24 protein-coding genes are annotated in these 25,697 nt (G+C 73.2%); 6 read left to right on the plus strand and 18 right to left on the minus strand.

Going from position 1 to position 25,697, the window contains the following annotated elements:
• Nucleotides 1–23: 23 nt before the first annotated feature.
• Nucleotides 24–980 carry an AraC-like ligand-binding domain-containing protein gene (locus AC1Q5D_RS04655; RefSeq protein WP_481737401.1) on the plus strand — a complete coding sequence of 319 codons (957 nt, stop codon included), beginning with the start codon at nucleotides 24–26 and terminating at the stop codon, nucleotides 978–980.
• 77 nt (nucleotides 981–1,057) lie between these two features.
• On the opposite strand, the gene AC1Q5D_RS04660 is transcribed toward AC1Q5D_RS04655, so the two are convergent.
• From AC1Q5D_RS04660 to AC1Q5D_RS04705, 10 genes are all read right to left on the minus strand, one after another.
• Nucleotides 1,058–1,990 carry a dioxygenase family protein gene (locus tag AC1Q5D_RS04660; protein WP_481737402.1) on the minus strand — a complete coding sequence of 311 codons (933 nt, stop codon included), beginning with the start codon at nucleotides 1,988–1,990 and terminating at the stop codon, nucleotides 1,058–1,060.
• 15 nt (nucleotides 1,991–2,005) lie between these two features.
• Nucleotides 2,006–3,100 (minus strand): maleylacetate reductase, encoded by a 1,095-nt coding sequence (locus tag AC1Q5D_RS04665; RefSeq protein WP_481737403.1) that lies wholly within the window; start codon nucleotides 3,098–3,100, stop codon nucleotides 2,006–2,008.
• A 10-nt stretch (nucleotides 3,101–3,110) separates the two neighbouring features.
• Nucleotides 3,111–4,901 (minus strand): FAD-dependent oxidoreductase, encoded by a 1,791-nt coding sequence (locus AC1Q5D_RS04670; RefSeq protein ID WP_481737404.1) that lies wholly within the window; start codon nucleotides 4,899–4,901, stop codon nucleotides 3,111–3,113.
• 182 nt (nucleotides 4,902–5,083) lie between these two features.
• Nucleotides 5,084–6,043 carry a helix-turn-helix transcriptional regulator gene (locus AC1Q5D_RS04675; protein WP_481737405.1) on the minus strand — a complete coding sequence of 320 codons (960 nt, stop codon included), beginning with the start codon at nucleotides 6,041–6,043 and terminating at the stop codon, nucleotides 5,084–5,086.
• 26 nt (nucleotides 6,044–6,069) lie between these two features.
• On the minus strand, nucleotides 6,070–7,245 hold the full coding sequence (locus AC1Q5D_RS04680) for an MBL fold metallo-hydrolase (protein ID WP_481737406.1): 1,176 nt from the start codon (nucleotides 7,243–7,245) through the stop codon (nucleotides 6,070–6,072).
• Nucleotides 7,238–8,320 carry an MBL fold metallo-hydrolase gene (locus AC1Q5D_RS04685; protein ID WP_481737407.1) on the minus strand — a complete coding sequence of 361 codons (1,083 nt, stop codon included), beginning with the start codon at nucleotides 8,318–8,320 and terminating at the stop codon, nucleotides 7,238–7,240. The genes AC1Q5D_RS04680 and AC1Q5D_RS04685 overlap by 8 nt, the downstream gene beginning before the upstream one ends.
• Nucleotides 8,321–8,343: 23 nt before the next feature.
• Nucleotides 8,344–9,201: an ABC transporter ATP-binding protein gene (locus AC1Q5D_RS04690; RefSeq protein ID WP_481737408.1), complete on the minus strand. Its 858-nt coding sequence runs from the start codon at nucleotides 9,199–9,201 to the stop codon at nucleotides 8,344–8,346.
• Nucleotide 9,202: 1 nt separating this feature from the next.
• Entirely contained in the window at nucleotides 9,203–10,021 is an 819-nt protein-coding gene (locus tag AC1Q5D_RS04695) for an ABC transporter permease (protein WP_481737409.1), read from the minus strand.
• Nucleotides 10,018–10,875: an ABC transporter permease gene (locus tag AC1Q5D_RS04700; RefSeq protein ID WP_481737410.1), complete on the minus strand. Its 858-nt coding sequence runs from the start codon at nucleotides 10,873–10,875 to the stop codon at nucleotides 10,018–10,020. The genes AC1Q5D_RS04695 and AC1Q5D_RS04700 overlap by 4 nt, the downstream gene beginning before the upstream one ends.
• Complete coding sequence (locus tag AC1Q5D_RS04705) at nucleotides 10,872–11,879, minus strand: ABC transporter substrate-binding protein (RefSeq protein WP_481737411.1); 1,008 nt, start codon at nucleotides 11,877–11,879, stop codon at nucleotides 10,872–10,874. Before AC1Q5D_RS04705 ends, AC1Q5D_RS04700 begins: the two co-directional genes overlap by 4 nt.
• Nucleotides 11,880–11,990: 111 nt before the next feature.
• Here AC1Q5D_RS04705 and AC1Q5D_RS04710 point away from each other — a divergent pair, with 111 nt between their 5' ends.
• From AC1Q5D_RS04710 to AC1Q5D_RS04720, 3 genes are read left to right on the plus strand one after another with little or no spacing between them, the layout of a single operon-like run.
• Nucleotides 11,991–12,932, plus strand: a complete 942-nt coding sequence (locus AC1Q5D_RS04710) for a LysR family transcriptional regulator (RefSeq protein ID WP_481737412.1) — start codon at nucleotides 11,991–11,993, stop codon at nucleotides 12,930–12,932.
• A gap of 8 nt (nucleotides 12,933–12,940) precedes the next feature.
• Nucleotides 12,941–13,333 carry a VOC family protein gene (locus AC1Q5D_RS04715; RefSeq protein ID WP_481737413.1) on the plus strand — a complete coding sequence of 131 codons (393 nt, stop codon included), beginning with the start codon at nucleotides 12,941–12,943 and terminating at the stop codon, nucleotides 13,331–13,333.
• A 25-nt stretch (nucleotides 13,334–13,358) separates the two neighbouring features.
• Entirely contained in the window at nucleotides 13,359–14,018 is a 660-nt protein-coding gene (locus tag AC1Q5D_RS04720; RefSeq protein WP_481737414.1) for a LysE family translocator, read from the plus strand.
• Nucleotides 14,019–14,079: 61 nt separating this feature from the next.
• Here the strand turns inward: AC1Q5D_RS04720 and AC1Q5D_RS04725 are convergent, their stop codons facing one another.
• The 4 genes from AC1Q5D_RS04725 to AC1Q5D_RS04740 all read right to left on the minus strand — a co-directional run bounded on the left by AC1Q5D_RS04725 (nucleotide 14,080) and on the right by AC1Q5D_RS04740 (nucleotide 16,521).
• Nucleotides 14,080–14,688, minus strand: coding sequence for an NADPH-dependent FMN reductase (locus AC1Q5D_RS04725; protein ID WP_481737415.1), 609 nt, complete (start codon nucleotides 14,686–14,688; stop codon nucleotides 14,080–14,082).
• A 75-nt stretch (nucleotides 14,689–14,763) separates the two neighbouring features.
• Complete coding sequence (locus tag AC1Q5D_RS04730) at nucleotides 14,764–15,429, minus strand: alpha/beta hydrolase family protein (protein ID WP_481737416.1); 666 nt, start codon at nucleotides 15,427–15,429, stop codon at nucleotides 14,764–14,766.
• A 25-nt stretch (nucleotides 15,430–15,454) separates the two neighbouring features.
• Complete coding sequence (locus AC1Q5D_RS04735; RefSeq protein WP_481737417.1) at nucleotides 15,455–15,973, minus strand: phosphatase PAP2 family protein; 519 nt, start codon at nucleotides 15,971–15,973, stop codon at nucleotides 15,455–15,457.
• Nucleotides 15,974–16,062: 89 nt separating this feature from the next.
• Nucleotides 16,063–16,521 (minus strand): hypothetical protein, encoded by a 459-nt coding sequence (locus tag AC1Q5D_RS04740; protein ID WP_481737418.1) that lies wholly within the window; start codon nucleotides 16,519–16,521, stop codon nucleotides 16,063–16,065.
• Nucleotides 16,522–16,811: 290 nt separating this feature from the next.
• Between AC1Q5D_RS04740 and AC1Q5D_RS04745 the strand changes: the two genes are divergently transcribed.
• Nucleotides 16,812–18,173, plus strand: coding sequence for an APC family permease (locus AC1Q5D_RS04745; protein ID WP_481737419.1), 1,362 nt, complete (start codon nucleotides 16,812–16,814; stop codon nucleotides 18,171–18,173).
• Nucleotides 18,170–19,831 (plus strand): amidohydrolase, encoded by a 1,662-nt coding sequence (locus AC1Q5D_RS04750; protein WP_481737420.1) that lies wholly within the window; start codon nucleotides 18,170–18,172, stop codon nucleotides 19,829–19,831. Before AC1Q5D_RS04745 ends, AC1Q5D_RS04750 begins: the two co-directional genes overlap by 4 nt.
• 44 nt (nucleotides 19,832–19,875) lie before the next feature.
• Here AC1Q5D_RS04750 and AC1Q5D_RS04755 read toward each other — a convergent pair whose 3' ends face one another.
• From AC1Q5D_RS04755 to AC1Q5D_RS04770, 4 genes are all read right to left on the minus strand, one after another.
• Entirely contained in the window at nucleotides 19,876–21,132 is a 1,257-nt protein-coding gene (locus AC1Q5D_RS04755) for a hypothetical protein (RefSeq protein ID WP_481737421.1), read from the minus strand.
• A 43-nt stretch (nucleotides 21,133–21,175) separates the two neighbouring features.
• The gene (locus tag AC1Q5D_RS04760) at nucleotides 21,176–22,219 is read right to left on the minus strand and encodes a CobW family GTP-binding protein (RefSeq protein ID WP_481737422.1); all 1,044 of its coding nucleotides are present in this window, start codon (nucleotides 22,217–22,219) and stop codon (nucleotides 21,176–21,178) included.
• The gene (locus tag AC1Q5D_RS04765; RefSeq protein WP_481737423.1) at nucleotides 22,216–23,895 is read right to left on the minus strand and encodes an amidohydrolase; all 1,680 of its coding nucleotides are present in this window, start codon (nucleotides 23,893–23,895) and stop codon (nucleotides 22,216–22,218) included. The genes AC1Q5D_RS04760 and AC1Q5D_RS04765 overlap by 4 nt, the downstream gene beginning before the upstream one ends.
• Nucleotides 23,896–23,981: 86 nt before the next feature.
• Nucleotides 23,982–25,526: a sodium:solute symporter family protein gene (locus AC1Q5D_RS04770; RefSeq protein WP_481737424.1), complete on the minus strand. Its 1,545-nt coding sequence runs from the start codon at nucleotides 25,524–25,526 to the stop codon at nucleotides 23,982–23,984.
• Between the last annotated feature and the right edge of the window lie 171 nt (nucleotides 25,527–25,697).

A 25,697-nucleotide genomic window follows, 5' to 3' on the forward strand; every position in this document is an offset into this window, starting at 1 on the left:
CGGGCCGCGCCGAAGAGGGGGCAATGATGCCGCAGCCGGAGGACGGCGGCACCTACGAGGCGCTGGCCGACGACGCCGTCCGTTGGCGCGGCGCGATCGCCCGCACCCTGGTCCCGCTGGACTTCGAGGCCCCGTCGCGGAGCGGGTTCCACGGTCGCGTCCGGGCCCACCGCGAGGGCGGGCTGCGGCTGGCCGTCGTGGAGGCCACGGGCCACACCGGGCGGCGTGATCCCGGAGCCGGGCCGGCCGAGGGCGGGGACTACGTCGTCTGCCAGATTGTCGACGGGAGCGCCGTGGTCTCGCAGTTGGAGCGCGCCGCGGTCGTCGGGCCGGGGGACCTGGTCGTCTATGACTCGACGCTGCCCGCCGAGGTCGCGGCGCCCCACGGCTTCACCAGTAGGTTCTTCACTATGCCGCGCCACGAGGCCGGTGCGGCACCCGACGCCCTGCACGGTCTCGTGGCCCGGCGGATCAGCCCGGATGACGGTCTGGCAGCCGTGGTCGGCGCGGCCCTCGACGGACTCGCCGGTTCGGCGGCCCGGCTCTCCCGACCCAGCAGGGCCCGCTCGTTGACGGGGTTGGCCGGCCTCGTGGGAGGCCTGCTGCTCGACCGCGTGGGGGCGGCCAGAGGGGAGGCGGAGCGGGAGCGGTCCGCCTACGCCCGCTTCACCGCCCACCTTGAGGAGCACCTCGGTGAGCCAGGGCTTGGCGCCGCCGACCTAGCCGCCGCGCACTTCGTCTCGGTCCGTCTGGTCCACAAGGTGTTCGCGGCCGAGGGCACGAGCGTCGGGGCGTGGATTCGGCACCGCCGCCTGGAGCGGTGCCGAGAGGACCTCGGGCGTCCGGACCTCGCCGGTGTGCCGGTCGCTTCCGTCGCCTCCCGATGGGGGCTGTCGAACCCGAGGCACTTCTCCACCGCTTTCCGGGTGGCCTTCGGCGAACCGCCGGCCGCCTATCGGCGGGGCGTCCTTGGAACTTGACCCGGGGGACTGGGTGCCCTGCAGCGCGACGGCGGCGGCCCCGCGTCGGGACCGCCGCCGTCTCAGTGTCGGCCGCGTTAGGCGTCGGCGGGCGCGAGCACGATGTCGAAGCGCGTGCGTGCCCAGTCCGTGGCGAGCGTGCGGCCGTCGGGTGTGGGGGTTCCGGCCGGCTGGTGCTCGAAGCGCTTGATCAGGGACTCCTTGACCCCGAAGACGCTGTCGCCGATCGCGATCTGCGGGTCGCCGTCGACGAAGATGTGCGTGACGAGCGTGCGCAGGTTCTCGGCGGTGACCATGAAGTGCAGGTGCGAGGCGCGCACGGGGGAGCGGCCGACGGCCTCGAGCATCTGCCCCACCGGCCCGTCGTGCGGGATCGGGTAGGGGGTGGGGGTGAGGCCCCAGAACGCGTACTTGCCCTCGGCGTCGGAGAACAGGTGCGCGCGGCCGGCGATGCGCCCGTCGGTGTACTGGACGTCGTAGAAGCCGTCGTCGTCGGCCTCCCAGACCTCGATGCGCGCGTGGGGGACCGGGTTGCCGTCCGTGTCGGTCACGGTGCCCTCGACCCAGCAGGGCTGGCCGTTGGCACCGCCGGCGATGTCCCCGCCGATCGGGATCTCGGGGGCGTCCTCGACGAAGAACGGCCCGAAGACGGTGGCCTCCGTCGCGTCCCCGTAGGCCTCGTTGTTCACGGCGATGGTCTGCATCGAGGCGCCCAGGACGTCGGAGAGCAGGACGAACTCCTGGCGCTTGTCGTCGGTGATGTGCCCGGCGGCGGTCAGGAAGGCGATGGCGGCGTTCCACTCGTCCTCGGTGAGGCGCACATCGCGGATGAAGGCGTGCAGGTGCCGGGTGAGGGACTGCATGACCTCCTTCAGGCGCGGGTCGCCGCAGCGGTCGAAGGAGGCGACGACGGTGTCGGTCAGCTCCTGCTCGACGCGCTGCTGCTGGCCGGTCGCCGACCCGGCGCCGGCGGTGCCGGACGCGGAGCCGGTGGTGCTGTGCTGGTTCATGGATGCTCCTGGTGGTTAGGCGCGGGCGGGCGCGGGGTCGGCGGCGAGGGTGGCGGGGTCGGCCCCGGTGAGGGCCGCCTCCAGCAGCGCGGTCAGGTTCTCCCCGGTGACCTGCCGGGGGTTGTTGGCGGGGATCGCCGGCAGGGCGACCTCGACCGCCTCGGCGATCCCGTCGGCGGTGAATCCGTAGTCGGCCAGGGCCTTCGGGGCGTCCAGGCGTTCCCGAAGCGACTGGAGGCCCTCGAGCGCGGTGGGCGTGCCGAAGGCTGCCGCCATCCGGGCCTCGGCCTCGGGGGCCTGCGGGGCGTTGAACGCGAGCACGTAGGGCAGGACGGTCGCGTGGGTCTGCGCGTGGGGGAGGTTGAAGGTCCCGCCGAGCACGTGGCAGATCTTGTGGTGCATCCCGGAGCCCGCGGAGGCGAAGGACACCGCGGCCAGGTAGGCGCCGTAGAGGGCCTGGTCCCGGCCGGCGGTGCCGGTCGGGTCCTGGGCGATCGCGGGCAGCCCCTGGGCGAGGGCCCGGATCCCCTCGGCGGCGAGGGCGGCGTTGATCGGGTCGGCGCGCGGGCCCCAGAGGGAATCGACGCAGTGGGCCATCCCGTTCAGGCCGGAGGCCACGGACATCTCCACCGGCAGGGACAGCGTGAGTTCCGAGTCGTAGACCACGGAGGCCGGCAGGACCCTGTCGTCGACCCCGGTGGTCTTGCGGGCGGCCTCGGTCAGGCCCCACACGTTCGTGGCCTCCGAGCCGGCGTAGGTGGTGGGCACGGCGACGATGGGGATCCCGGTGGTGAGGGCCACGGCCTTGGCGAGCCCGGTCGTGGACCCGCCCCCGACGCAGACGATCGCGTCGATGCCGTGCCCGGCTGCAGCGGTCCGGGCCTTCTCGGCCTTCTCGACAGGGACGTGCATGACCACGTCGCCGTACTCCAGGGCCACGTCGATGCGGCCGGCGACCCGGCGGGCCAGCTCGGCCTCCGGGGCGGCGGCGATCACCATGACGCGTTCGGCCCCGAGGCGGTCGACCTCGGCGGCCACGTGTTCGGCGGCCTTCCCGGCCCCGAACAGGACCCGCTGTCCCAGGGTGGTGTGCGTGAATTCCAGGCTCATCTGTTGCTCCTTAGCGTCCGAGGATGGAGGAGACCGCGTCGCGCAGGGCGCCCTCCGGGTCCGTGGGCAGGGTTTCCGAGCGCCAGCCGACGTGCTTGTCCGGCCGCACCAGGACGGCGCCGTCCTCGGCCACCCCGCGCAGGCGCTCCCAGTCGAAGTAGAGGTCGGTGACCTTGCGGCCCGGGCCGATCACGACCGTCCGGACGGTGATGCCGAGTTGGTCGGAGACCTTCTGGGCGGCGGTGTCCCAGTCCTCGCCGGTGATGCCGGTGAAGAGCGTGAACTGCCCGTATGGGGCGAGGTCGTGCGTCGAGTGCTTCTGCGTCCAGTCGCCGACCCACGCGTGGGGCAGACGGACGCCCGGGTGCGTGCCGGGCTCGTAGTACAGCTCCGGGTCGCGGGCGGGGGCCGGGCGCTGCGTCCCGTCCGGGACGACGGCGGCGGACGCGTAGTGCTGGCCCATCTCGACGCCGTGCGCGTTGAACTCGTAGTTCTTGATCTCCATCGCCTCGCGGATCGCGGCGCGCTTGGCCGCGCCCTCCGGCGTGTTGTCCTTCCGGGACTCGATGGCGGCGTGCATCTCGGCCTCCGTCTCGGCCTCGGTGAGCCCGAGCGCCTCGAAGAGCTTCACGAATTCGCGGCCGGACTGGTTGGCCCGCGTGACGATCTGCTTCGCCACCGGGGCCCGCTCGGCGGTGTACGTGTCGAGGAGCGACGCGTCGGCCTGCCCGTTGAGCACGGCGGCGAGCTTCCAGGCCAGGTTGTAGGAGTCCTGGATGGACGTGTTGGAGCCCAGGCCGTTGCTCGGCGGGTGCTTGTGGACGGCGTCGCCCGCGCAGAAGACGCGCCCGGACTGCAGCGTCGTCGCGTACTGCTCGTTGTTGCCCCACAGGGAGATGCCGGTGATCTCCGCATCCAGGCTCGGGACGCCGATGAGGTTCCGGACCACCTGGAGGGCGTCCTCCTCGCTGACCTCGGGCGTGCCCTGGGTGATATCGAAGCCCCACACGATCAGCCACTCGTTCCACGGGCGGACCATGCGGACCAGGCCGGCGCCGATGCCGCCGATGTTGGAGCCGGGCTGGACCACCCAGTAGAGGACCGAAGGGCGGTGCCCGACGAGCTTGGCCAGGTCCGCCTTGAACGTGATGTTCATGGAGCCGGCGATGTCCATCTGCCCCTCCAGGGGCAGGGCGACGTCGGCGGCGACCTTGGAGCGCGCGCCATCGGCCCCGATGAGGTACTTGGCGCGGATCGTGTACTCGTGGCCGGTGAGCCGGTTGAGGACCCGGACGGAGACGCCGGCGTCGTCCTGGGTGTGGGAGAGGTACTCCGTGGAGAACTGGGCCTGGGTCCCGCGCATCGTCGCGTTCTTGACCAGGATCGGCTCGAGGTAGGTCTGCGGGATGTCGCAGTTCAGCGACGGCGACGCGAGCTCGTAGTCCGCGTGGCGGGCGGGGTGGTTGCCCCAGGTGAGGATCCGCCCGATCTCGTCGCCTGCGATGGAGGTGCAGAAGACGGTGTCGCCGATCATCTCGTGCGGGGTGGCCTCCGCGAGGACCTGCTCCTCGATGCCGAGGTCGCGGAAGATCTCCATGGTCCGCTGGTTGGTGATGTGCGCTCGCGGCGTGTTCGCCGTCCAGCGGTACTTGGTGATCATGATGTTCGGGACGCCCAGCGAGGACAGGAAGAGGGCCGCGGACGATCCGGCGGGGCCGGAGCCGACGATCAGGACGTCGGTCTCGACGACCGTGCTGTCGGGCGTCTGGGTCTCGGCGACGCCGTCGTTGAAGACAACCATGGGTGCTCCTTGGGTTCGGCCGGCTGCGCTGCCGGCGGGACTGGAACCAGCATCGCTGCGCTGTGGGTCACAGGGGCGCGTGGTGGCAATCACGGCGGAAAAAGACAAAAACGACGACGGCGGCGGGTTGCTGCGGGAGTGCGACGGCGGCGCTCCCCGCGCTGCGCGGGGGTGGGGGCGGCCTACCGTGCGGCGAGGAGCTCGCGGCGGTGCCGCAGCGGCGGGGTCCCGAACCGCGCGCGGTAGCTGCGGGAGAACTGGGCCTGGGAAGCGAAGCCGCACCGGGTGGCGAGGTCGGAGAGGGGCACGTGGGCCAAGGCGGCGGTGCCCAGCAGGCGGTGGGCGGCGCCGAGGCGGGCGTCCAGGATCTCTCGGGGGACGCTGGTGTCGGCGGCGGCGAGTACCCGGGAGAGCTGGCGCTCGGACAATCCGATCGCGGCGGCGATGCCCGCGGCGGAGAGCTCCTGCCGCCGGTAGTGCTCGCCGATGAACGACCGGGCGGCCTCGAGGTGCCCCGCCGCGGGGCCATCGGTCAGCAGCTCCGCGACAAGTCCGACGAGCTCGGTCTCCAGGGGATCCCACGCCGTGGGCTTGCCGGCGAGGGCGTCACCGGCGAGGTGGGCCAGGCGGCCGCCGGCGCCGCCGTGGTCGCCCCCGAACTCGAACACGAGTGGCCGACGCAAGAGTGGCCCGCGCTCGCCAGCGCCACCCAGCAGGCGGCGAGGCACCTTGACCGCGAGCTCCGTCAGCCCCGCGGCGAAGGCGCGTTCGAAGGGCTGGTCCCCGTCGACGAGGATGCCGTGGCCCGGGGCCACGGTCTCCGTCCCGTCGCGGTGCGTGAAGCGGCCGGTGCCCCGCACCGCCAGGTAGGCCACCAGGCCCCGGGTCGGGTGCGCGGCGACGTGTGCCTCGTCCCGCGCGACCCGGTGCGCCGTCCCGGTGACCCGCGCGAGCCCGAGCCGGGGGAGGGCCAGGTTGAGCTCCGTGGCGCGCAACGGCGCCGCGCCCTCGGTCCTGGCCTCCAGGGCGACGAGGGCGCGGGCGTTGTGGCGCTCCCACTGCGGGATGCGCCGCTCGTCCGGCAGGCCGTCGGTGCTGAACCGGGTGAAGCCCACCGGGAGCGTGCCGCTGCGGTGTGACATGGGTCTCCAGTGTACCGGCGGGCGGCTCACCCGACGTTGATGACCATCAGGTCCCGGCCGACGACGGACGGCCCGGCGAAGTGGTCCCTGATATGCGCGAACTTCCGGTCCGGGTAGGCGGAGGGCACCATGTGGTGCAGGACGAGGCGTCCGACCTCCGCGTCGGTGGCGACCTGTCCGCACTGCTCGACCGTCGTGTGGGCGGCCAGCAGGTGGCGGTAGAGGCCCTCCTGCGCCGCGTTTCGGGGCTCGGGGAGGAAGTCGTCGACCCACTCCTGGGCGATGACCTCGTGCAGCAGCACGTCGGCGCGGGCGGCGAGCCGGACCAGGTTCCGCGACGGACCGGTGTCCCCGGACACGACGACCGAGCCGTACTCGGACTCGAACCGGAACCCGAAGGCCGGGAAGACAGGCGCGTGCTGCACCAGCGTCGCCGTGACCCGCACGCGGTCGTCCTCGTACACCGGGACCGGGTCCATGGCCGGTTCCGGGGTCCCGTTCGGGTCGGCCGTCAGGTGCGCAGGCAGCGGGATGTCGTGGGCCGCGACGGCGGACATGGGCGTGGGCTTCCGGTTGTCCCGCGCCCGGTCGTTGAAGTCCGTCGCGAAGGCCTGGACGAGGCGATCCCACATCTCCCTCGTGCCCGGGGTCGGGGACTCCGGCGCGACCACCTCCGGCGCGGGGGCCGTGCCGAACAGGGGCGGCAGGGCGCCGCGCGGGCCCGGCCCGTAGAGGTGGATCGGCAGCTCCGCCGCGGGGACCCCGTTGAACATGCCGAGACTGAACAGGTTGGACAGGTCGGAGACGTGGTCGGAGTGGAGATGGGTCAGGAACACGGCGCGCAGTGCGTCCAGGGGGCCACGGGCGATGTCGGTCCAGTTCCCCAGCCGGGCGCGCCGAAGCTGCGGGCCGACCCCCTCGCCGGCGTCGACCAGGTAGTAGCGGTCGCCGACGGAGACCGCCGTCGCGATCCCGTGGCGCTCGGCCCCGGGCTGCCAGGCGGGACCGCCCCCGGTGCCCAGGAGCACGACCTGCATATGGCCCGGGACTTCGGGGTTGAGTACGCGCGGCCCGCCCGTGTCCCGGGCGGCATGCGACGGGGACGCGCCTCCGAAGAGGCCGGCGGCGCCGACGCCCGCCGCGGCGGCCGCGCCGCCGAGCAGCGTGCGCCGCGGCAGCGCCGCCGTCGTCCGCTCACGCATCCCCGGCTCCGCGCCGTGGCCCGAGGCCGAAGGCCATGAGGTCCTCGCCGACGACGAGGGTGCCGGAGTAGCCGACCTGGGCCTTCTCCCACTTTTCGACCGGCGTGTTCCCGGGCACCAGATGGGTGAGGACGAGCGTGTCGACGCCGGCCTTTTGGGCTTGGGGGCCGACTTCCTCGATGGCGGTGTGGGCGGCGAGCATGTGCTGCATGAGGTTCGGGTCGGGCTTGGGGGAGTCGGGGCCGAGGAGGCCGTCGACCCAGTCCATGTCGATGCATTCGTGCAGGAGAATGTCTGCGCCCTGGGCGATGGTGACGAGGTTGTCGCAGACCCCGGTGTCGCCGGAGACGACGATGTCGCCGTCTGGGGTCTCGAAGCGGAACGCGAAGGCGGGGAAGATGGGGCGGTGGTCCACGAGGATCGCGGTGACGCGGATGTTCTCGTCCCGGTAGACCTCGAAGGGCTCCATGGCCGGGGTGGGGTCCCCGTTGGGGTCGTCCCCGGTGCCCGCGGGCAGTTCGATGTCGTGGAACTCGAAGATCTCGCGCAGGTCCTGCTTGGCGTTGTCGCGCATGCGGTCGTTGATGTCCAGCGCGTAGGCCTGCAGGAGGCGCTGGGTGGACTCGACGAGGCCGGGGGTGGGGGATTCGGGGTTGAAGACCTCGGGCAGGTGGTCGCGGTTCTCCTCGGCGAAGATCGGGGGCAGGGTGCCGCGGTCTCCGGGGCCGATGACCTGGATGGGTTGGCGGAGCCCGTCGGAGCCGTTGTGCCAGGCGAGCAGGAGCAGGTTGGGGTAGTCGACCATGTGGTCGGAGTGGTGGTGGGTGATGAAGACGCCGCGCAGGTTGTCCAGGCCCTTTTGGAACCCGGCGGGCCCGAGGCCGGACTTGCGGAACTGGGGTCCCCAGCCCTCCCCGCAGTCGATGAGGTAGTGGGCGTCGCCGACGGAGACGACGGTGGAGATGCCGTTGCGGTCGGAGCCGTCCCACCAGGGTGGGCCGCCGGCGGTGCCGAGCAGGGTGACGCGGGTGCGGTACTGGGCGGCCTGGGCGGCCGTCATCGGGTGGTGTGCCACGTGGGTTTCCTTCTGCTGGGGGCCTAGGCGATGGAGGCGTGGGACTGGGCGGACTGGATGAGCTCGAAGACCTCGGCGCGCAGGCGCGCGTACTCGGGCAGCAGCTTGGTGTCGCGCTGGTGGCGCGGGCGCGGGAGGCCGACGGCGATGTTGCGGTTGACCGTGGTGGGCGCGCCGGAGAGCACGATGACGCGGTCCCCGAGGTAGACGGCCTCGTCGATGTCGTGGGTGACGAAGACGACCGTGGTGTCGAAGTCGCGGCGCACGCGCAGGACCAGGTCCTCGAGCTCGATGCGGGTCTGGGCGTCGACGGCGGCGAAGGGCTCGTCCATGAGCAGCACGTCGGGCTGGTAGGCCAGGCCGCGGGCGATCGCGGCGCGCTGCTGCATGCCCCCGGACATCTGCCAGGGGTAGAGGTCGCCCTTGCCGGCCAGGCCGACGGCGGCGAGCACGGAGGCGATGCGGGCGGGGCGTTCGGCCTTGGGCAGCTTGTTCTTCAGCGGCAGTTCGATGTTGGCGGCCACGCTCATCCACGGGAGCAGGGACCGGGAGTAGTCCTGGAAGACGACGGCGAGCTTGGCCGGGGGCTCGGTGACGGTCTCGCCCTCGAAGACGGTGCGCCCGTCCGTGGGGTCCAGGAGGCCGGCCATGCACTTGAGCAGCGTGGTCTTGCCGGACCCGGAGGGCCCGACGATGCACACGAACTCGCCCTTGCGGATGGACAGGTCCACGCCGTCGAGGATCCGGGCGGGCCCGTAGCTCTTGCGCAGCTGTTCGAGCTCGAGCAGGACCTCGCCGAACCCGGCGTCCGCGCCGGCGGCCCCGGTGGCGGTTCCGCCGGCCGCGGCCGGGGTTGAGGCGGTGGTGGGGTGGGTGGTCATGTCAGGCGCCCTTTCCGGAGACGGACCGCATCCCGGAGTGCCAGCGCAGGACGCGGGACTCGATGCGGAGGAAGACGAGGTTGGCGAGGTAGCCCAGGATGCCCAGCAGCAGGGTGCCGGCCCAGGTGGCCGCGACCGCGAAGGTCTGCTGGGAGTTCAGGAGGTAGTAGCCGATCCCGTTGACGGAGGCGACCATCTCCGAGACGACGATGAGGATGATGGAGATCTGCAGGGTGGTGCGCAGACCGGCGAAGATCTGGGGTCCGGCGTTGGGCAGGATGACGTAGCGCACCCGCTGGGGCAGGGTCAGCCGGTACGAGCGGGAGACCTCGCGGACCTGCCCGTCCAGGGAGCGGACCCCGTCGATGGTGTTCAGCAGGGTCGGCCAGACGGCGCCGAAGGCGATGATGGCGATGTTCATGCCCGCGCCGATGCCGAAGACGAGGATGCCCACCGGCAGCAGCACGGGCGGTGGCAGCGAGCGCAGGAACTGCACGATCGGCTCGACGGCCGCGGCCAGCGTGGCGGAGAGTCCGATCAGCAGGCCGAAGACGACGCCGGCGACGGCGGCAATGAGGAACCCGGCCAGGAACTTGCCCAGGCTCGGCAGCAGGTGCCCGGTCAGTCCGGCCCCCAGCCAGTCGCGGAACAGGGTGTCCAGGATCGTGGACAGGGACGGGAAGTACAGGGACTCGCTGCCGGCCGAGGCGAACCACCACAGGGCCAGGAGCGCGGCGGGCAGCCAGGCCCGCAGGGCGAAGAGCCGCAGGGCCCTGCCGCGGGGGCGGGTGCCGGTGCCGGTGGTCGTCGCGGTGCTCATCGGGTCTCCTCACGGACGGACGGGTGCCAGAACAGCAGGGGCTTCTCGGCGGCGCGGAAGGCGGCGTTCAACGCCAGCCCGAGCAGGCCCGCGGTGAGGATCAGCGCGTACATCTCCGCCAGCGCCCCGGCGGACTGGGCGACCACGATGTCCTGGCCGAGGCCGGCCGCGCCGCCGATCATCTCCGTGACGACGGCGATGATGATCGCGATCGCGGCCGAGATCCGCAGCCCCGTCAGCGCAAACGGCAGGATCGAGGGGGCCACGAGCCGCGACGTGGTCAGCCACCAGCCGAGCCGGTAGCTGCGGGCCATGTCCGTGGCCACCCCGTTGACCTCCCTGACCCCGTACACGAGCTGGGTCAGCAGCGGCCAGATGGCCCCGAGGACGATCAGGAACAGCTTCATCCCCGGAGAGGGGCCCCACAGCAGCAGGCCCAGCGGGATCAGCGCCACCGGCGGGATCGGCTTGAGGAACTCCACGAGGAACCAGGTCGACTCCGCGAACGGGCGCACGAGTCCGATCAGCAGGGCCAGCGGAACCGCGGTGCCCACGATGAGCAGCAGGCCCAGCAAGGCGACCGAGAGCGTGTCCCACAGGGCGGCCCAGAAACCCGGCTGCCCCAGCTGCGCGGCGAACTCGGCCAGGACCGCGGAGGCGGGCGGGATCGCCGCGGCAGGCAGCGCCCCAGTGCGGGAGAGGACCTCCCAGGCGGCGAAAACCAGGACGACGGCCCCGGCGCCAAGGACGAAGCGGCCCCTGGGCGTCGCCGCCGGGCGCGGCCGCCGGGGGGAAGCCGGCACCTGCCGGGCGGGAACCGGCGCGGGCGGCGCGGTTGTGGTGGTGGTGGTCATGGCCAGACGGCTCCTTCGACGTCGACGGGGCCGGGCAGGAAGCCCAGGCGCCGCATGAGTCCTGCGGTGTGCTCCATGGCGGGGACGTTGAGTTCGTCCGAATACATGGGCACCCTGATCTTGGCGAAGGTCTCCGGCGGGAGCTTCCCGTACTTCTCCAGGACGTGGCCGACCTTCTCAGGATGCTCCGCCGCGACCAGACTGGCGCGGTTGACGGCCCGGGTGAACTTCGCGACGGTTTCGGGGTTCTTCTCGGCGAACGGGCCGGCCGTAAAGATCACCGTGAACGTCCCGTTCGGCTTGAGGGTCGCCGAGTAGGGGTGGGCCAGCACGCGGGCGCCGTTCCCGACGGCCTTGGCCTGGAAGGGCTCGACCACGGAGGCCGCGTCCACCGCCCCGCGCTCGAGCGCCGAGACCATGTCGGGGAACGGCATGGCCACGAACGTCACCTTGGAGGGATCGCCCCCGTCCTTCTCGATCGCCGCAGCCGCAACGACGTGCACGATCGACGTCAGGGCGTTGACGGCCACGGTCCTCCCCTCGAGGTCCCGGGGCCGTTCGATGCCGCTGTCCTCCGCGGCGACGAGGGCGGAGGGATCCGAGGCCGCGTCGGGGGCAATGGAGGTCCCGTTGGCGACCGCCTTGAGCGGCAGTCCCTTCTGGGCCGCGGCCAGGAACGGCGGCACGGCCGCGGTGCCGAACTGCAGCTGGCCGTTGATCACCGACGGGGCGATGGCCGCGGCGTTCTGCATGACCTGCGTTTCGACGTTGAGCCCCTCGTCCGCGAAGAACCCCTCCTCCTGCGCGATGTAGAGGGGCGCGAAGTCCGCGACGGGGATGACCCCCACCTTGATGGGGTCGCCGGCTTCAAGGACGCGGGCGCTGCCCATGCCGACGCCGCAGCCGGCGAGCAGGAGGGCCGCGCCGCACAGACTGAGGGCGCTGAGGAGGCGGCGCCGGAATCGACCGGGGCCGCCCGGTGTGGGCGAGGGGGCACGGCTCATGGGTCCTCCCAGGGAAACGGGGGCGTTGTGGTGGGTGTCACATTGAGCTTCGCCCCCGAGGGTCCATATGACAAATATCGTTTTTCCGAGAACCCCATATATGTTCTGACTATGAACCTGCGCCGGCTCGAATATTTCCTGGTCGTGGTGGAGGAGGGGTCGATCTCGCTGGCGGCCCGCCGGCTCCACATGACGCAGCCTCCGTTGAGCCAGGCGATCCAGGCCCTCGAACGGGAGGTGGGGGCGGAACTCCTGCGGCGCCTGCCCCGCGGGGTGGAGCCCACCCCGGCGGGCCTCCTCCTCGCGGACCGGGGTCGGGACCTCCTCCGCTGGTCCGGCCGGGTCGAGGACCTCGTCCGCCGCGTCGGCCAGGGGGTTGAAGGGCGGCTCCAGATCGCCTGCGTCCCGTCCTTCTCCTGGTCCCACCTTCCGCCGCTGCTCAAGCGGTTCGCCGCTGCGGCGCCGGGGGTGGAGGTGCTCCTTTCGGACCCGATGCCCGCCCGGGTGCTCGGGCTCGTGGCCGACGGCGGCGCCGACGTTGGCTTCATCGCGCCGGCCGACACCCGTGCCGTCGCCGCGGCCTACCCCGGTCTCGCCGTCGAGGCCCTGACCGACATGCCGCTCGGCATCGCCATCCCCGGCGACGAGGAGCACTCGGGAGGGCCGGTGGAGCCGGCCGCCTACGCCGACGCCCAGTGGGTCATCCCCGAGGCCGTGCAGGGCTTTCCGGGCATGTACGAACTCGCGGACGAGCTGTGGCGGCGGGAGGGCTTCCGTCCCCGGCGGGTGCAGTACGTCTCGACGCTGCAGACGGCCCTGCCACTGATCTCGGCCGGCCTCGGCGTAGGGATCCTGCCCTTCGCGCTGCGGCGGCTCGTCGCCCCGCACGTGCGCGTCGCGGAGGCCGTCGGCGGGCTCGCGCCGCTCCGCCCCGCCGTGATCCACTCCGCCGAGGTGCGCCCCTCCCCGGCGCTCGAGCGGTTCCTCGCCGTCGTGCGGGCCGCGTTCCCCGCGGCCGGGCCGCCCGGCGGGGGAGCGCCGGACGCGCCATGATGGTGGGCATGGACATCCTCTCCAGCCGCGTGCTGCTGCGCCCCGTGAACCTCGCCGAGACCCAGGCGTTCTACCGCGACACCCTCGGCCTCGGCGTCGCCCGCGAATTCGGCTCCGGCGACCACGCCGGGATCGCGTTCTTCCTCGGCAACGGCCTGCTCGAGGTCTCCGGCGCCCGCGAGGCCGGCACGCCGTCGACGCTCGTGCTGTGGCTGCAGGTGCGCGACGTCGACGCGGAGCTCCGGCGCCTCGCCGAACGCGGCGTCGAGCCGCTGCGCGGCGCCCGGACCGAACCGTGGGGCCTCATCGAGGCGTGGATCGAGGACCCGGACGGGACGCGGATCGTGCTCGTCCAGGTCCCGGAGGACCACCCGATCCGCCGCGACCAGCGCGGGCTGTAGCGCCGGCGTCTTCTACGCTTGCTGCGTGACGGTCCTCGACGCCCTCCTCGCCTTCGCCCTCGTCGCCGGGCTGCTGACCCTGGTGCCCGGGCTCGACACCGCCCTGGTCCTGCGCTCCTCGCTCACGCGCACGCGCCCCTACGCGTGGGCGACGGCCCTCGGCGTCGCCACCGGCGCGATGATCTGGGGGATCGCCGCGGCCGTCGGCATCTCGGCCCTGCTTGCCGCTTCGGCGACCGCCTACCGGGTGCTGACCGTCGCGGGTGCCGCCTACATGCTGTGGCTCGGGGCGTCCATGGTCTGGAAGGCCGTCCGAGGGGGCGCCGGCGCCGCGGAGTCCCGGGCGGCGGCGCCGCCGTCGTCGTCCCCGTGGCGCGGCTGGCTGGTGGGCGCCGGCACCAACCTGCTCAACCCGAAGGTGGGCGTCTTCTACGTCGCGACGATCCCGCAGTTCCTGCCCGACGGCGCCTCCCCGCTCGCGATGGGTGCCGCGCTGGCCGGCGTGCACGGGCTGCTGACGATGGCGTGGTTCGCCGCGCTGATCCTCGGCGGCGCCTACGCCCGGCGGTGGCTCGGCAACCCGCGCGCCATGTCCGTGGTCGACGGGGTGACCGGGCTGGTGCTGCTCGGGTTCGGCGGCAAGCTGCTGGCCGAGCCGCTCGGCGCGGCTCCGCGGACCGCCTGAACGACGGCGGCGCCGCGCCCGGCCCCACCGGCCGGACACGGCGCCGCGCGCTGCGGGCCCGCTACCGCGATGCGGCGTTCGGGTCATCCGGGTCGCCGATGTGCCCCGGGGCGCCGACGGCGAGCACGCGCTGGACGAACGCGCAGTACTCGTCCATGTAGTGGCGCAGGAACTGCTCCGTATCCGCGTTCTTGATCTCCCCGTTGTCGCCGAAGACCTCCGGGCTGAACTGGATGTACGCCTCGGGGGAGTTCAGCTGCGGGGCGTCCAGGAAGCTCAGCACCGAGCGCATCGAGGACTGCATCACCGCGGTGCCGATGGCGCCCGGCGTCGCCCCGATGATGCCGGTGGGCTTGCGGGCGAACGAGTTCTTGCCCCAGGGGCGGGACCCCCAGTCGATGGCGTTCTTCAGGCCGCCGGGGATCGAGCGGTTGTACTCGGGGGAGACGATGAGGAGCCCGTCCGAGCCCTCGATCGCGGCCTTGAACTCGCGGGCGACCTGGGGGAAGTCCTCGTCGTAGTCCCAGCTGTACAGGGGCAGGTCCCGGATCGGGATCTCCGTGAACTCCAGGGTCGGCGGGGCGACGCCGAGCAGCGCCTTGGCGAGCGTGCGGTTGATGGACTGGCTGGCGAGGCTCCCGACGAGGTAGCCGATCTTGTGCGTGGCCATGTCGTTCCTTCCGGGGCTGGGGGTGTGGACGCTCCCCGGTCTAACACGGGCCCCGGCGGGAAGATAGGCCTGTGGCTACCGGTGGGCGGCCACGAACGCCAGCACCGCGGCGGCCAGCGAGGCGCCGGTCTCCTCCTGGGAGCGCTCGTCGCGGGGGATCTTGAAGGAGTGGTCGCCTCCGTCGACCCACTGCAGCACCGCGTTCGGCCCGATCCGCCCGGCGACCGGCTCGAGCTCGCCGGGCAGCGCGAACGTGTCTCGGGTGCCCTGCAGGAACAGCATCGGCAGCGCCAGCCCGTAGAGGTGGGCATCGCGGGGCTTCTCCGGCTTGCCGGGGGCGTGCAGCGGGTAGCCCAGGTACACGAGGCCGGCGGCCTCCATGCCCTCGGCGACCGCCATCGACGCCATGCGCGCCCCGAAGGACTTCCCGGCCGCCCAGACCGGCTCGCCCTGCGCGCGTTCCCGGGCCGCGCCCATCGCCGCCCGCCACGTGTCGATGGCCTTCGGCGCCCGGTCCGGGAACTTCCTGCCGGCCTCCATGTAGGGGAAGTTGAAGCGCAGGGTGGCGGCGCCGCCGTCGTTCATCGCCGCCGTGAACCCCGTGAGGAACGGGTGGTCCATGCCGGCGCCGGCGCCGTGCGCCACCACCACGGTGGCCGTGGCGGCGTCGGGCCGCGCGTACGCGCCGGCGACTGCGCCGTCGGGGCTGGGGATGGTCAGGGTCTCGTGCGCGGTGGCCATGCGCACCAATCTAGCGGCGCGCGGCCTACCCGGCCGCGGTGACGACGGCGACGAGCGCGCCGACGGCGTGGCCCGCGAGCACCTGGGCGGGCGTGTGCGCGCCGAGCGCGACCCGGGACCAGCCGACGGCGGAGGCCAGGAGCAGGGCGACGGCGGGGCCTGCAGGCGGCCACGGGGCGAGCGCGGCCAGGCCGACGTACGCGGCGACGGCGGAGTGGACGGAGAGCTTGAAGGCCAGGTTGGCGACGAGGCACAGGACCAGGCCCAGGAGAATCGCCCCGAGCTGGGCGAACACCGCGGACGGGGCGCCGAACGCGAGCAGGACGCCGCCGCCTGCGGTCATCGAGGCGGCCGCCGCGAGGAACACCGGCGCCCGGTGCCGACGGACACCCACCCAGTGGTCGGTGACCCGGCCCCGGCGCTTGAGCCAGAGGATCCAGGCGAACGGCAGGCCGACGGTGAAGAGGGCGGCGACGGCGCCGTGGAGCACGGTGGCGCCCGGCGCGGTCAGCGGCAGGCAGAGCAGCAGGGCACCGACGAGCACCGTGGGCGCCAGCAGCTCGGTGACGAGCCGGGCCGCGCGCTGGCGCGGCGGCCCCGCCGCCCCGCGGAGGTCCTGGGCGGTGCCGATGGCTAGGCGGCGGCCTGCAGGTCGCCCTGGTGCAGGCGGCGGAAGGTCAGGCGCACGGTGCCGGCGGGGCCGCGGGACGTGGACACCACGTGGCCGGTGCGCAGCAGGCCCTTGCCGCCGAGGCGTTCGGAGTCGCAGACGGCGCGGCCGAGTTCGGTGAGCCCGACGCCGATCGAGGTCGCGACGCCGTGGAGGCCGTCGGGGCGGGCGCGCCACTGGTTGACGAGGGTCGCCGCGGCGGGGACGGCGGCGCTGATCGCCAGGCCGCAGGCCGCCATGACCATGTACTGGGTCAGCGAGGCCATCGAGGCGACGGCCGCGACGGCGCCGGTCGCGGCGAGCAGGCCGAGCGCGAAGATCACCAGGACCCGGGATCGCAGGCGCGCCATCGTCGGGGCGTCGCCGTAGACCAGGTGCAGGTAGGCGGCGTGGCTGATGTCGTGGATACGAACCTTGTCCATGGGGGATCCTTTCGCCGGCGAGGGACGGCGTGAACGGCGGTACGGCGGGCGTGCGGGGCGGTGTGAGGGGCCGCCGGCCCGGAGGGTTGTTCCATTAAGGATACGGGGAGGGTGTGGTCCCTGTCTCGAATGTGGATCACAGTGACGGGCGGACGGGCGCACAACAGGGCATTGACAAAAACGAATGTCATTCATTTACTTAATGGGAGACAGCTCACACCTGCTGGAGACCCGGCTCACGCTCCGGGTTCCACAGGATCCCTGGCCCCGCCCGACCCCGAGGACCCGCCATGACCTCTTCGCTCCGCCGTTCCCCCGCCCTGGACACGCCGGCACGCCCGCGGCTGAGCCGCGTGCTCGGCGTCGGGGGCCTGATGATCTTCGGCATCGCCTACATGGTCCCGCTGACCGTGTTCTCGACCCTCGGCCCGGTCGCCGAGATCACCGGCAACGGCGTCCCCGGCGCCTACGTCATCACGCTGGTCTGCATGCTCTTCACGGCCCTCAGCTACGGGAAGATGGCCCGCCGGTACCCCGTGGCGGGCAGCGCCTACACCTACAGCCAGCGCTCGTTCGGCGGCCACGCCGGCTTCCTCACCGGCTGGGCCCTGATGCTGGACTACCTGCTCCTGCCGATGATCAACTACCTGCTGCTCGGCCTGTACATGAACGAGTACGTCCCCGCGGTGCCCGCCCCGGTCTGGATCCTCGGCGCCATCGCGGTCGTCACGGTCCTGAACATCCTCGGCATCAAGTCCATCAGCAGCTTCAACGGCATCGTGGTCGTGGTCCAGGTCGTCTTCGCCGTCGTCTTCGTGGCGCTGAGCCTCGGCTCCGCCGCCGGGGCCGGCGCCCCCGACCTCGCCGAGGCGTTCACCGGCTCCAACGGCTTCGGCGCCCTGATGACCGGCGCCGCGATCCTCTGCCTCTCGTTCCTGGGCTTCGACGCCGTCACCACGCTCAGCGAGGAGGCCCGCAACCCGCGCCGCGACGTCCCCCGCGCCATCCTCGGCGTGACGTTCACCGGCGGCGCCGTCTTCATCGTCATCGCGCTCTCGGCCTACCTCGTCGCCCCGGACTGGACGGCGTTCGAGAACGTCGACACGGCCTCCGCGGAGATCATCCAGACCGCCGGCGGGACGCTCCTGTCCAACTTCTTCGTCGCCGGGTTCATTGCCGGGGCGGCCGGGTCCGCGCTCGCGTCCCAGGCCTCCGTCTCCCGGATCCTCTACACGATGGGCCGCGACGGCGTGCTGCCGCGCCGCATCTTCGGCACCCTGAACCCGCGGTTCAACTCGCCGGTGCGGGCGACGCTCTTCGTCTCCCTCGTGTCCCTGACCGCGTTGTTCGTGCCGCTGGAGCTCGTCGTCTCCATCATCTCGTTCGGGGCCCTTGCGGCGTTCACGATGGTCAACCTCGCCGTCGTGAAGACCCACGCCATCGACGAGGGCCGGCGCGGCGGGCGGGACCTGGTCGGCTACGTCCTGCTCCCGCTCGTGGGCCTGGCGCTGACGCTCTGGCTCTGGACGTCGCTGCCCGGCAACGCGCTCGCCGTCGGCTTCGCCTGGCTCGCCCTCGGCGGTGCCTACCTCGCCGTCCTCACCGGCGGCTTCCGCCGCCAGCCGCCCGCCCTCCAGGAGGAGAACCTGTGACCGACCGCCCCGACTTCGACCTGCTCGTCCTCGCCGACACCGTCCACACGCTCGACGGGGAGCGGCCACCGGCCGGCGCCGTCGGCGTCCGCGACGGCGTGGTCGCCTGGGTGGGCGGGCGCGGCGAGGCCGCCGCGTTCCGCGCCGCGGAGGTGCTCGACGCCGGCGCCGGCTGCGTGACGCCCGGGCTCGTGGACGCGCACATCCACCCGATCCTGGGCCTGGACCTGTCCCGGGGCGCCGACCTGGGTGGCGTGGACTCCCTGGACGGGCTGCGCGCGGCCCTCGCGGCGGAGGCCGCGGCGACGCCTGACGCGCGGGACGGCTGGGTCCTCGGCTGGGGCCTGGACCCGACGATGGCCGAGGGCCGGAACCTCTCCGCCGCCGACCTCGACGCGGCCGTGGCCGACCGGCCCGTGTTCGTGCGGCTCTTCGACGGGCACTCCGCCGTCGCCAACACCGCGGCCCTGCGGCTGGCCGGCGTGACCGGCCGCGAGCGCTTCGCCTCCTCCTCCCACGTCGAGACCGGCCCCGGCGGCGCGCCCACGGGCTTCCTCAAGGAGTGGGAGGCCATGGCGCTCGTGGGGTCCCGCGTCCCCGCCCCGGGGTTCGGGGAGCGGCTGGCCGCCATGCTGGAGGTGCTGTCGATGATGGCCGACGGCGGCCTCACCGGCGGGCAGGTCCTGGACTGGTCCGAGGGCATGCTGGAGCTTGCCGCGGCCGCGGAGGAGCGCGGCGAGCTGCCGATCCGGCTGCACTTCGCGCCCTGGCTCATGCCCTCCGACGGGCCCGGCCGCGTCGGGCAGGCGCTCGGGCTGCAGGGGGCCGGCGGACGGCGCTGGGACGTCGACGGCATCAAGCTCATGGTCGACGGCACCATCGACAACGGCACCGCGTGGCTGGAGCGCCCGGACGTGAACGGCGAGTCGACGGGTCCGCTGTGGACCGACGCGGACGCCTTCACGCGGATCCTGCACCGCTGCGCGGCCGCCGGGGTCCGGACGACGACGCACGCGATCGGCGACGCCGGTGTCCGGCACGTGCTGGAGGCCATCGCGACGGCGCCGGCCCCCGGGGAGGCGGGCGGGCTGCCGCGGCACCGGATCGAGCACATCGAGACGATCCCGGACGAGCTGGTCCGCCGGTTCGCGGAGCTGAACGTCGCGGCCAGCATGCAGCCCACGCACTGCACCATGTACTGCTCCGGCGACGGCAGCGACAACTGGTCCCGGCGCCTCGGGGACGAGCGGAAGGACCGGGCCTGGCGGTTCGGGAGCCTGCGCGCGGCGGGCGTCACCGTGGCCATGGGGTCCGACTGGCCGATCGCCCCGGCCGAGCCGCTGCGGATCATCGCCGACGGGCAGTTGCGGCGCGAGGCGGGCCACCCCGGGCAGCCGCCCGTCGTCGCGGCCGAGGCCGTCACCGCGCGGCAGGTCCTCGAGGGGTACACGACCCACCGGGCCCGCTCCTGGGGCGACGCCGACGGCGGGCGGATCGCCGTCGGCCAGCCCGCGGACCTGTCCGTGTTCGGCGCCGACATCCTCGCGACCGCCCCGGACGAGCTGCCCGGTGTCGAGGTCGTCGCGACCGTCGTCGGCGGGGCGGTCCGCCGGCCGGCGCGGCGGGCGGCGGCCGTGGGGACCGCCGCGGGAGGCTAACGCCTCCGGAAGAGGTCGCCGAAGGGGCGGCGGGACGCGCTGGACTACCTGAGCATGGCGGCGAGCCGGCGCCACTGGTCCTGCGACTCCCGCTCCGCCCGCCGGCGGTCCTCCTCCTGGAGGCGCCGGTGCTCAGCGATGAGCCTCTCCTTGTACTCGATGTCCCTGCCGAGGGACCGCAGCCGCGGCGCGTGGAAGCCCGCCCTGAGGACGTGCGCATGCCAACCGGCGAGCGTCACGGCGCGCCTGAGGGAGGGGCTCTGCGGGTACCTCCACAGCGCGAACGGCCACACGTAGGCGGTATGGAGAACGGAGGCCGTCGCGTAGAGCGCGACGTAGTCCGGCGCCGACGCCGCGAGCATCGCGTACGGCACGATCGGGACGGCGAGCCCCGCCAGCTGGATCACGGCGGCCGGCCGCCGGATCCATCGGGGGCGCGCCGCAGCCGCCGCAAAGCCGACCAAGGCGACGAAGTAGGCCACCATGAGGCTCCACAGGGCGTAGACCGCGAGTGCTTCCGTGGCGAGGGTGTCCAGAGGCGCCGGGAGCGCCAGGTGCAGGTACACCCGCGAGCCGAGCGCGGGCAGGACGACGTAGGCGACGCCCACGGCCGTGGCGATGAGCCTGGCCCGCCGTCCCGGCCGCGCGAGGGGGCCGGTCCACCGGGCGCGCCAGACGGCCTTGAGACGCGCGAGCTTCCGCCGGGCATTCGGCAGGTCCTGCTCCGCCAGCATGGCCCGCTCGCCCAGGCGCCAGGTCGTCGAGGCGCCGGCCGCGGTCACGGCCTGCCCCGCGGCGGCGATCGCGAGGGCCGTCCACACCGCGGACGGGGCGTCGCCGGAGCCCCAGGTCCCGAGGATCGAGCGCAGCAGGAACGCGCCGGTCAAGGCCGTCGCCACCCACCCGACCAGATTGCCGGTCAAAGCGAGGACCTCCTTGCGCCGGACCTCCTGCAGGACGGTCTCACCGGACGGGGCGGGCTCGGGCCGGTGGAAGGACACGGCGACGACCACGGTGGCCAGGACCCCGAGGATGCCGAGCAGCAGGCCCGGCTCCAGGAGCGGCGGACGCAGCAGGGCCTTCCCCAGGCGGTCCCACGGCAGGGGGCCGTCAACCGGCGGGGTGGCCACGACCGCGGGCAGGGCCGCCATGGCCACGGCGCCCAGGGCTCCGGCCAGGACGAGCCCGCGCCACGCCTCCCCGAACGACGGCGGCTCGATGCCGGGTGACCCGGAAGCGCCGCCGGGCGGGGGCACCTCCGGGCCAGGGGACGGGGGGAGGGGCAGGTGTTTCAGGTCCACGCCACGATCGTGCCAGCCCGGGGCGACACGATGGGGCAGTTATTCACACCCGGTCGGATGCGCCCCGGCGGGTCCGGATGCGGGTGCCGTGGGTGGCGAGCGCGTCGGCGGCGACCGCCAGCGACCGTTCCGCCTCCGGCCCCGCCGCGATGAGGACGACGGCGGCGTCGGCCGGGGCCGGCCAGCCCGCGTCGCGGGGCCGCACGTCCACGCGGCCACTGGCGAGCTGGACCTCGTGCCAGCGCCCGTCCAGGCCCGCGACGACGCCCTTCGCCCGCACCAGTCGGCCCGCCTGCGCGGCCAGGGCCCGGGCGAGGCTGTCCACGTCCACCGGGCCCGAGCACTCGAGGGTCGCCGAGGCGTGCGCCCCGGCGTGGCCGTGCGCGCCGGGGCGGTCGACAACGTCGGGACCGGTACCGGGGCCGGCGTCCCCGGCGGGGGCTTCCCACGCCGGGGCGACCCCGGCAGCGCGGGCGTCCGCCTCCGGCACGCCGCCGTCGTCCGCCGCCGCGAACGCGGCCGCCGCCGTCGCACCCGGGTCCGCCGCGTCCTGCACGAGCAGCCGCGCCCCCGGCGCGGCGGCCCGGCAGGCGTCCAAGGCGTCCTCGGTCTCCGCGGCCAGGGCCAGGTCGGTCTTCGTCACGAGCACCACCTCGGCCGCGGCGAACTGCCGCGCGACCGTGTCGCCGACGTACTCGTCGCGCAGCAGCCGGCGCACGGCCGTCGCGTCCGCGCAGACCAAGACCGGGCCGGGGGAGAAGCCGGGGAAGTCGCGCCACCGGGCGAGCTGGCCGGGGTCGCCGACGCCGCTGACCTCGCACAGCACGTGGTCCAGGTCCCCGCGCGCCGCCAGCGCCGCCATGGTGCGGGACGCGTCGTCGCTGATCTGGCAGCAGATGCAGCCGTTCGTCAGCTCGATCGTGTCCCCGGACGCCGACGCGATGAGGTCCGCGTCGATGTTGACGGACCCGAAGTCGTTGACGACTACGGCGGTGCGCCCCGGCAGCGCGCCCGCCAGCAGGCGGTTCACGAGCGTGGACTTGCCGGAGCCGAGGTAGCCGCCGATGATCCCCAGCCGCGCGGTCACGGTGCGGGCACCGCCGAGGGGGCCGGCACCTTGGTGGCGTGGTGGCGGCCGCCGACGACGGTCCCGAGGACGTGGATCCCGCCGACCTCCTCGGGCGCGACGGCCAGCGGGTCCTCCGCCAGGACGGCCAGGTCCGCGAACTTCCCGGCCTCGAGCGAGCCGACCTCGTGGTCCATCTTCAGCAGGTACGCCCCGCCGATGGTCACGGCCTCGAGGGCCTGCTGGACGGAGATCCGCTCGTGCTCGCCCATGACCCGCCCGGAGACGGTCAGCCGGGTGGCCGCGTGCTTCGCGGTCTGCAGCGGGCCCAGCGGCGTGACCGGGGTGTCCGAGTGCAGGGAGATCGGCACGCCGTGGCGCAGGGCCGTGGCCGCCGCGTTCATGCGGGCGGCCCGGTCCGGGCCCACGGTGACGTCGATGTGCTGGTCGCCCCAGGCCCAGATGTGGTTCGCGAACACGTTCGCGCAGGCCCCCAGGGCCGCCATCCGCCGGTACTGGGCCGCCGTGCTCAGCTGCGAGTGGGTGCAGGTGTGCCGGTGGTCCGGGCGCGGGTGCGCGGTGAGGATCGCCTCGAGCGTGTCCAGGAACAGCTGGGTGGTCTGGTCGCCGTTGCAGTGCACGTGCACCAGCAGCCCGGCCCGGTGGAACGTCTCGAACGCCTCGCGGAACTCCTCGGGGCTGACGCCCCAGATCCCGTTCGGCTGGCCGCCGTAGTAGCCGGGCTCGAGCAGGCGCGCGGTGAAGCCCTGGATGGAGCCGTCCAGCATCAGCTTGACGTTGCCGAAGCGCAGGTTCTCCGTGTTCAGCCCGCGCAGGCGCACCAGGCGCTCCGCGGCCTCGGGCAGCGAGCGGGAGACGGGTCCGACGCCGGCGCCGAAGTGGAACACGTTCAGGCGGGCGGGGAAGTCCGCGTCGACGGTCGAGCGGTAGAGGGCGACGCCGTCGTCGTCCATCAGCAGGCTCGAGCCCAGGTCCGTCAGCGTGGTGGTGCCCGTGTTGACGCCGTCCTGCGCGAACCGGCGCAGCGCCTCGGGGTTGATGTTCAGCAGCCCCGAGCCCTCGGTGAGCTCGCCGACCAGGCCCATCGCCGCGAACTCCTGCAGCTCGCCGGTGGGCTCGCCGGCGGCGTCCTTGACCACGCCCTCGACGCGCGTCGACGCGTCGATCCCGAACCGGCGCAGCACCGCGGTGTTGACCGCGCACACGTGCCCGCTGGTGTGCGAGACGTGGATGGGGCGCGTCGCGGAGACGCGGTCCAGCTCGGCCGCGGCCAGCGGCTGGCCCGGGAAGTAGATCGGGTCCAGGCCCCACGCCATCAGCGGCTCGTCCGGGTCCTCCAGCTCGGCCTCGGCCGCGCGGAGCCGGTCCAGGACCTCGTCGATGGTCCGGCAGCCGGGCCACCGCCGCCCGTCCGGGTCGGTCCGGTCCACGAGGCCCACGTACGTGTTGGCCCAGACGTTGCCGGACCCGGCGTGGCTGTGGGCCTCGACGAAGCCGGGCAGCAGGACGGCGTCGGCGTACCGGTCGTCGCGGACCGCACCCGGATAGGCCATGAGCTCGGCGACGGCGCCGACGGCCCGGATGCGGTCGCCGCGGACTGCGACGGCCTCGGCCGTGGGGCGGGCGGGGTCCATGGTCCGCACGATGCGGGCCGGGTAGACGGTGGTGGGCTCCATGGTGGTCCTTTCGGTGGTGGGCGGGGCGGCGGGGGTGCGCCTCAGTCTGGCGAGTTGCGGCAGGCCGCCGCAAGGAGGGGCCGCTCCTAGCGGTCCCGGGACTCCGAGGACAGGGCCGGGCCGTGCGAATCGGCGGCGTCCGGGGCCGCGTCGGCCTCCACCAGGAGGGCCGCGGCGGCCGAGGACACCGGGCCCTCCGCCGGAACGTCGCCGGTCAGGCGCCCGCGCCGGAAGGCGTGGTAGTACGCGGTGACGGTCTCGTCGCCGGAGTGCTTCGTCGCGAGGCTGACGGCGACGAGGAGCACGGCCGACGCCGTGAGCCCCGCCGCGATCTCGTGGATCCCGAAGGGCGTCCCCGCGAAGCGCCAGCCGAGCGAGGCCACCAGGGCGCCGATGGTGCTGGCCAGGACGCCGGCCTTCGTGGCCCGCTCCCAGAACATCGCGGCCAGGACCGGGGCCACCAGGGCGGACGCGGTGAAGGACAGGGCGATCTGGTAGATGCCGATGATGTCCTTGACCCAGAGGGCGATCACGAGGCCGAGGACGGCCATGAAGCCGACCGAGAGGCGGGAGACCCTGAGGATCTGGGCGTCCCCGGCGTTCGGGTTGACCCAGCCCTCGTAGATGTCCTTTGAGATGTTGATGGCGCCGCTGAGCAGGAACGACGTCGCGCCGGTGAGGAGGGCCGCGAGGAGGGAGACCATCAGGAGGCCGCCGATGGACCCGGGGAAGAGCTCGGTGATGAACGCGGTGTAGATGGTGTCCGGGTCCGTGCCCTCGGGGAACGCCTGGAAGGCGGCGATGCCGATGAAGATCGCCATGAGGCCGATGAGCCCGGAGACGACGAACCCGATGGTGACGGCGGAGACGCCCACCTTGGTGGACTTGGCGGCGGTGAGGCGCTGCCAGGTGGTCTGCCAGACGAGGTAGAACGGGCCGAAGATCAGGAACCAGTTCAGCAGCTCCGTGAAGCCGATGCTGCCGAAGTCCAGCAGGCGCTCGGGCGTGGCCTCGAGGACGACGCCGGGGCCGCCGACGGAGGCCACGCCGACGACGAGGGTGAGGACGACGCCGGCCAGGATCACGATGGTCTGGATCGCGTCGGTCCAGGCCACGGACGGCATGCCGCCGATCAGCGTGAACACGAGGGTGACGGCGAAGCCGAGGACGATCCCCCAGAAGAACGGCAGGTCCGTGATGGAGGAGAGGATCGAGCTCATGCCCACCAGCTGCATGCCGAACGTGGGGGTCATGTAGAGGAACCCGATGATCAGCGCCGGAACCAGGGCCGAGAGCTTGCCGAACCGCCGGGCGAACAGCTCCGGCACGGTGTACAGGCGCAGCTTCCGGATGGCGGGGCCGAGGACGAGCATGCCGACGACGGTGAACATGACGAAGCTGATCACCGTGATGAAGTAGGAGATCCCCATCTCGAAGCCCTTGCCGGCGCCGCCGATGAGGGCCGCCGAGCCGGTGACGGTGGCGATGACGGAGCCGCAGATGGGGAAGAACCCGAGCTTGAAGTCCGCCATGGCGTAGTCGTCGGCCGTCTTGACGGTCTTGGACGACTTCACGCTCACCGCGAACAGCAGGATCAGGAACCCCACGATCCACACCAGATACCAGTTCATGCGTCATGCTCCCATCGGAGTTCGCCAGGATGTGTCGTGGGTCACTCTTCCGTTCTTGCTGGACACATGACAGATCCAGTTTGGTGGCGGTTCGGGGGTGCCAGCGGGGCTCGTCCCCGCGCCCCGGGGGAGGCGCGGCCGGCCCGGCTCCCCGGGGAAGGGCGGCCGGCC

The organism is Arthrobacter paludis, from assembly GCF_056782315.1.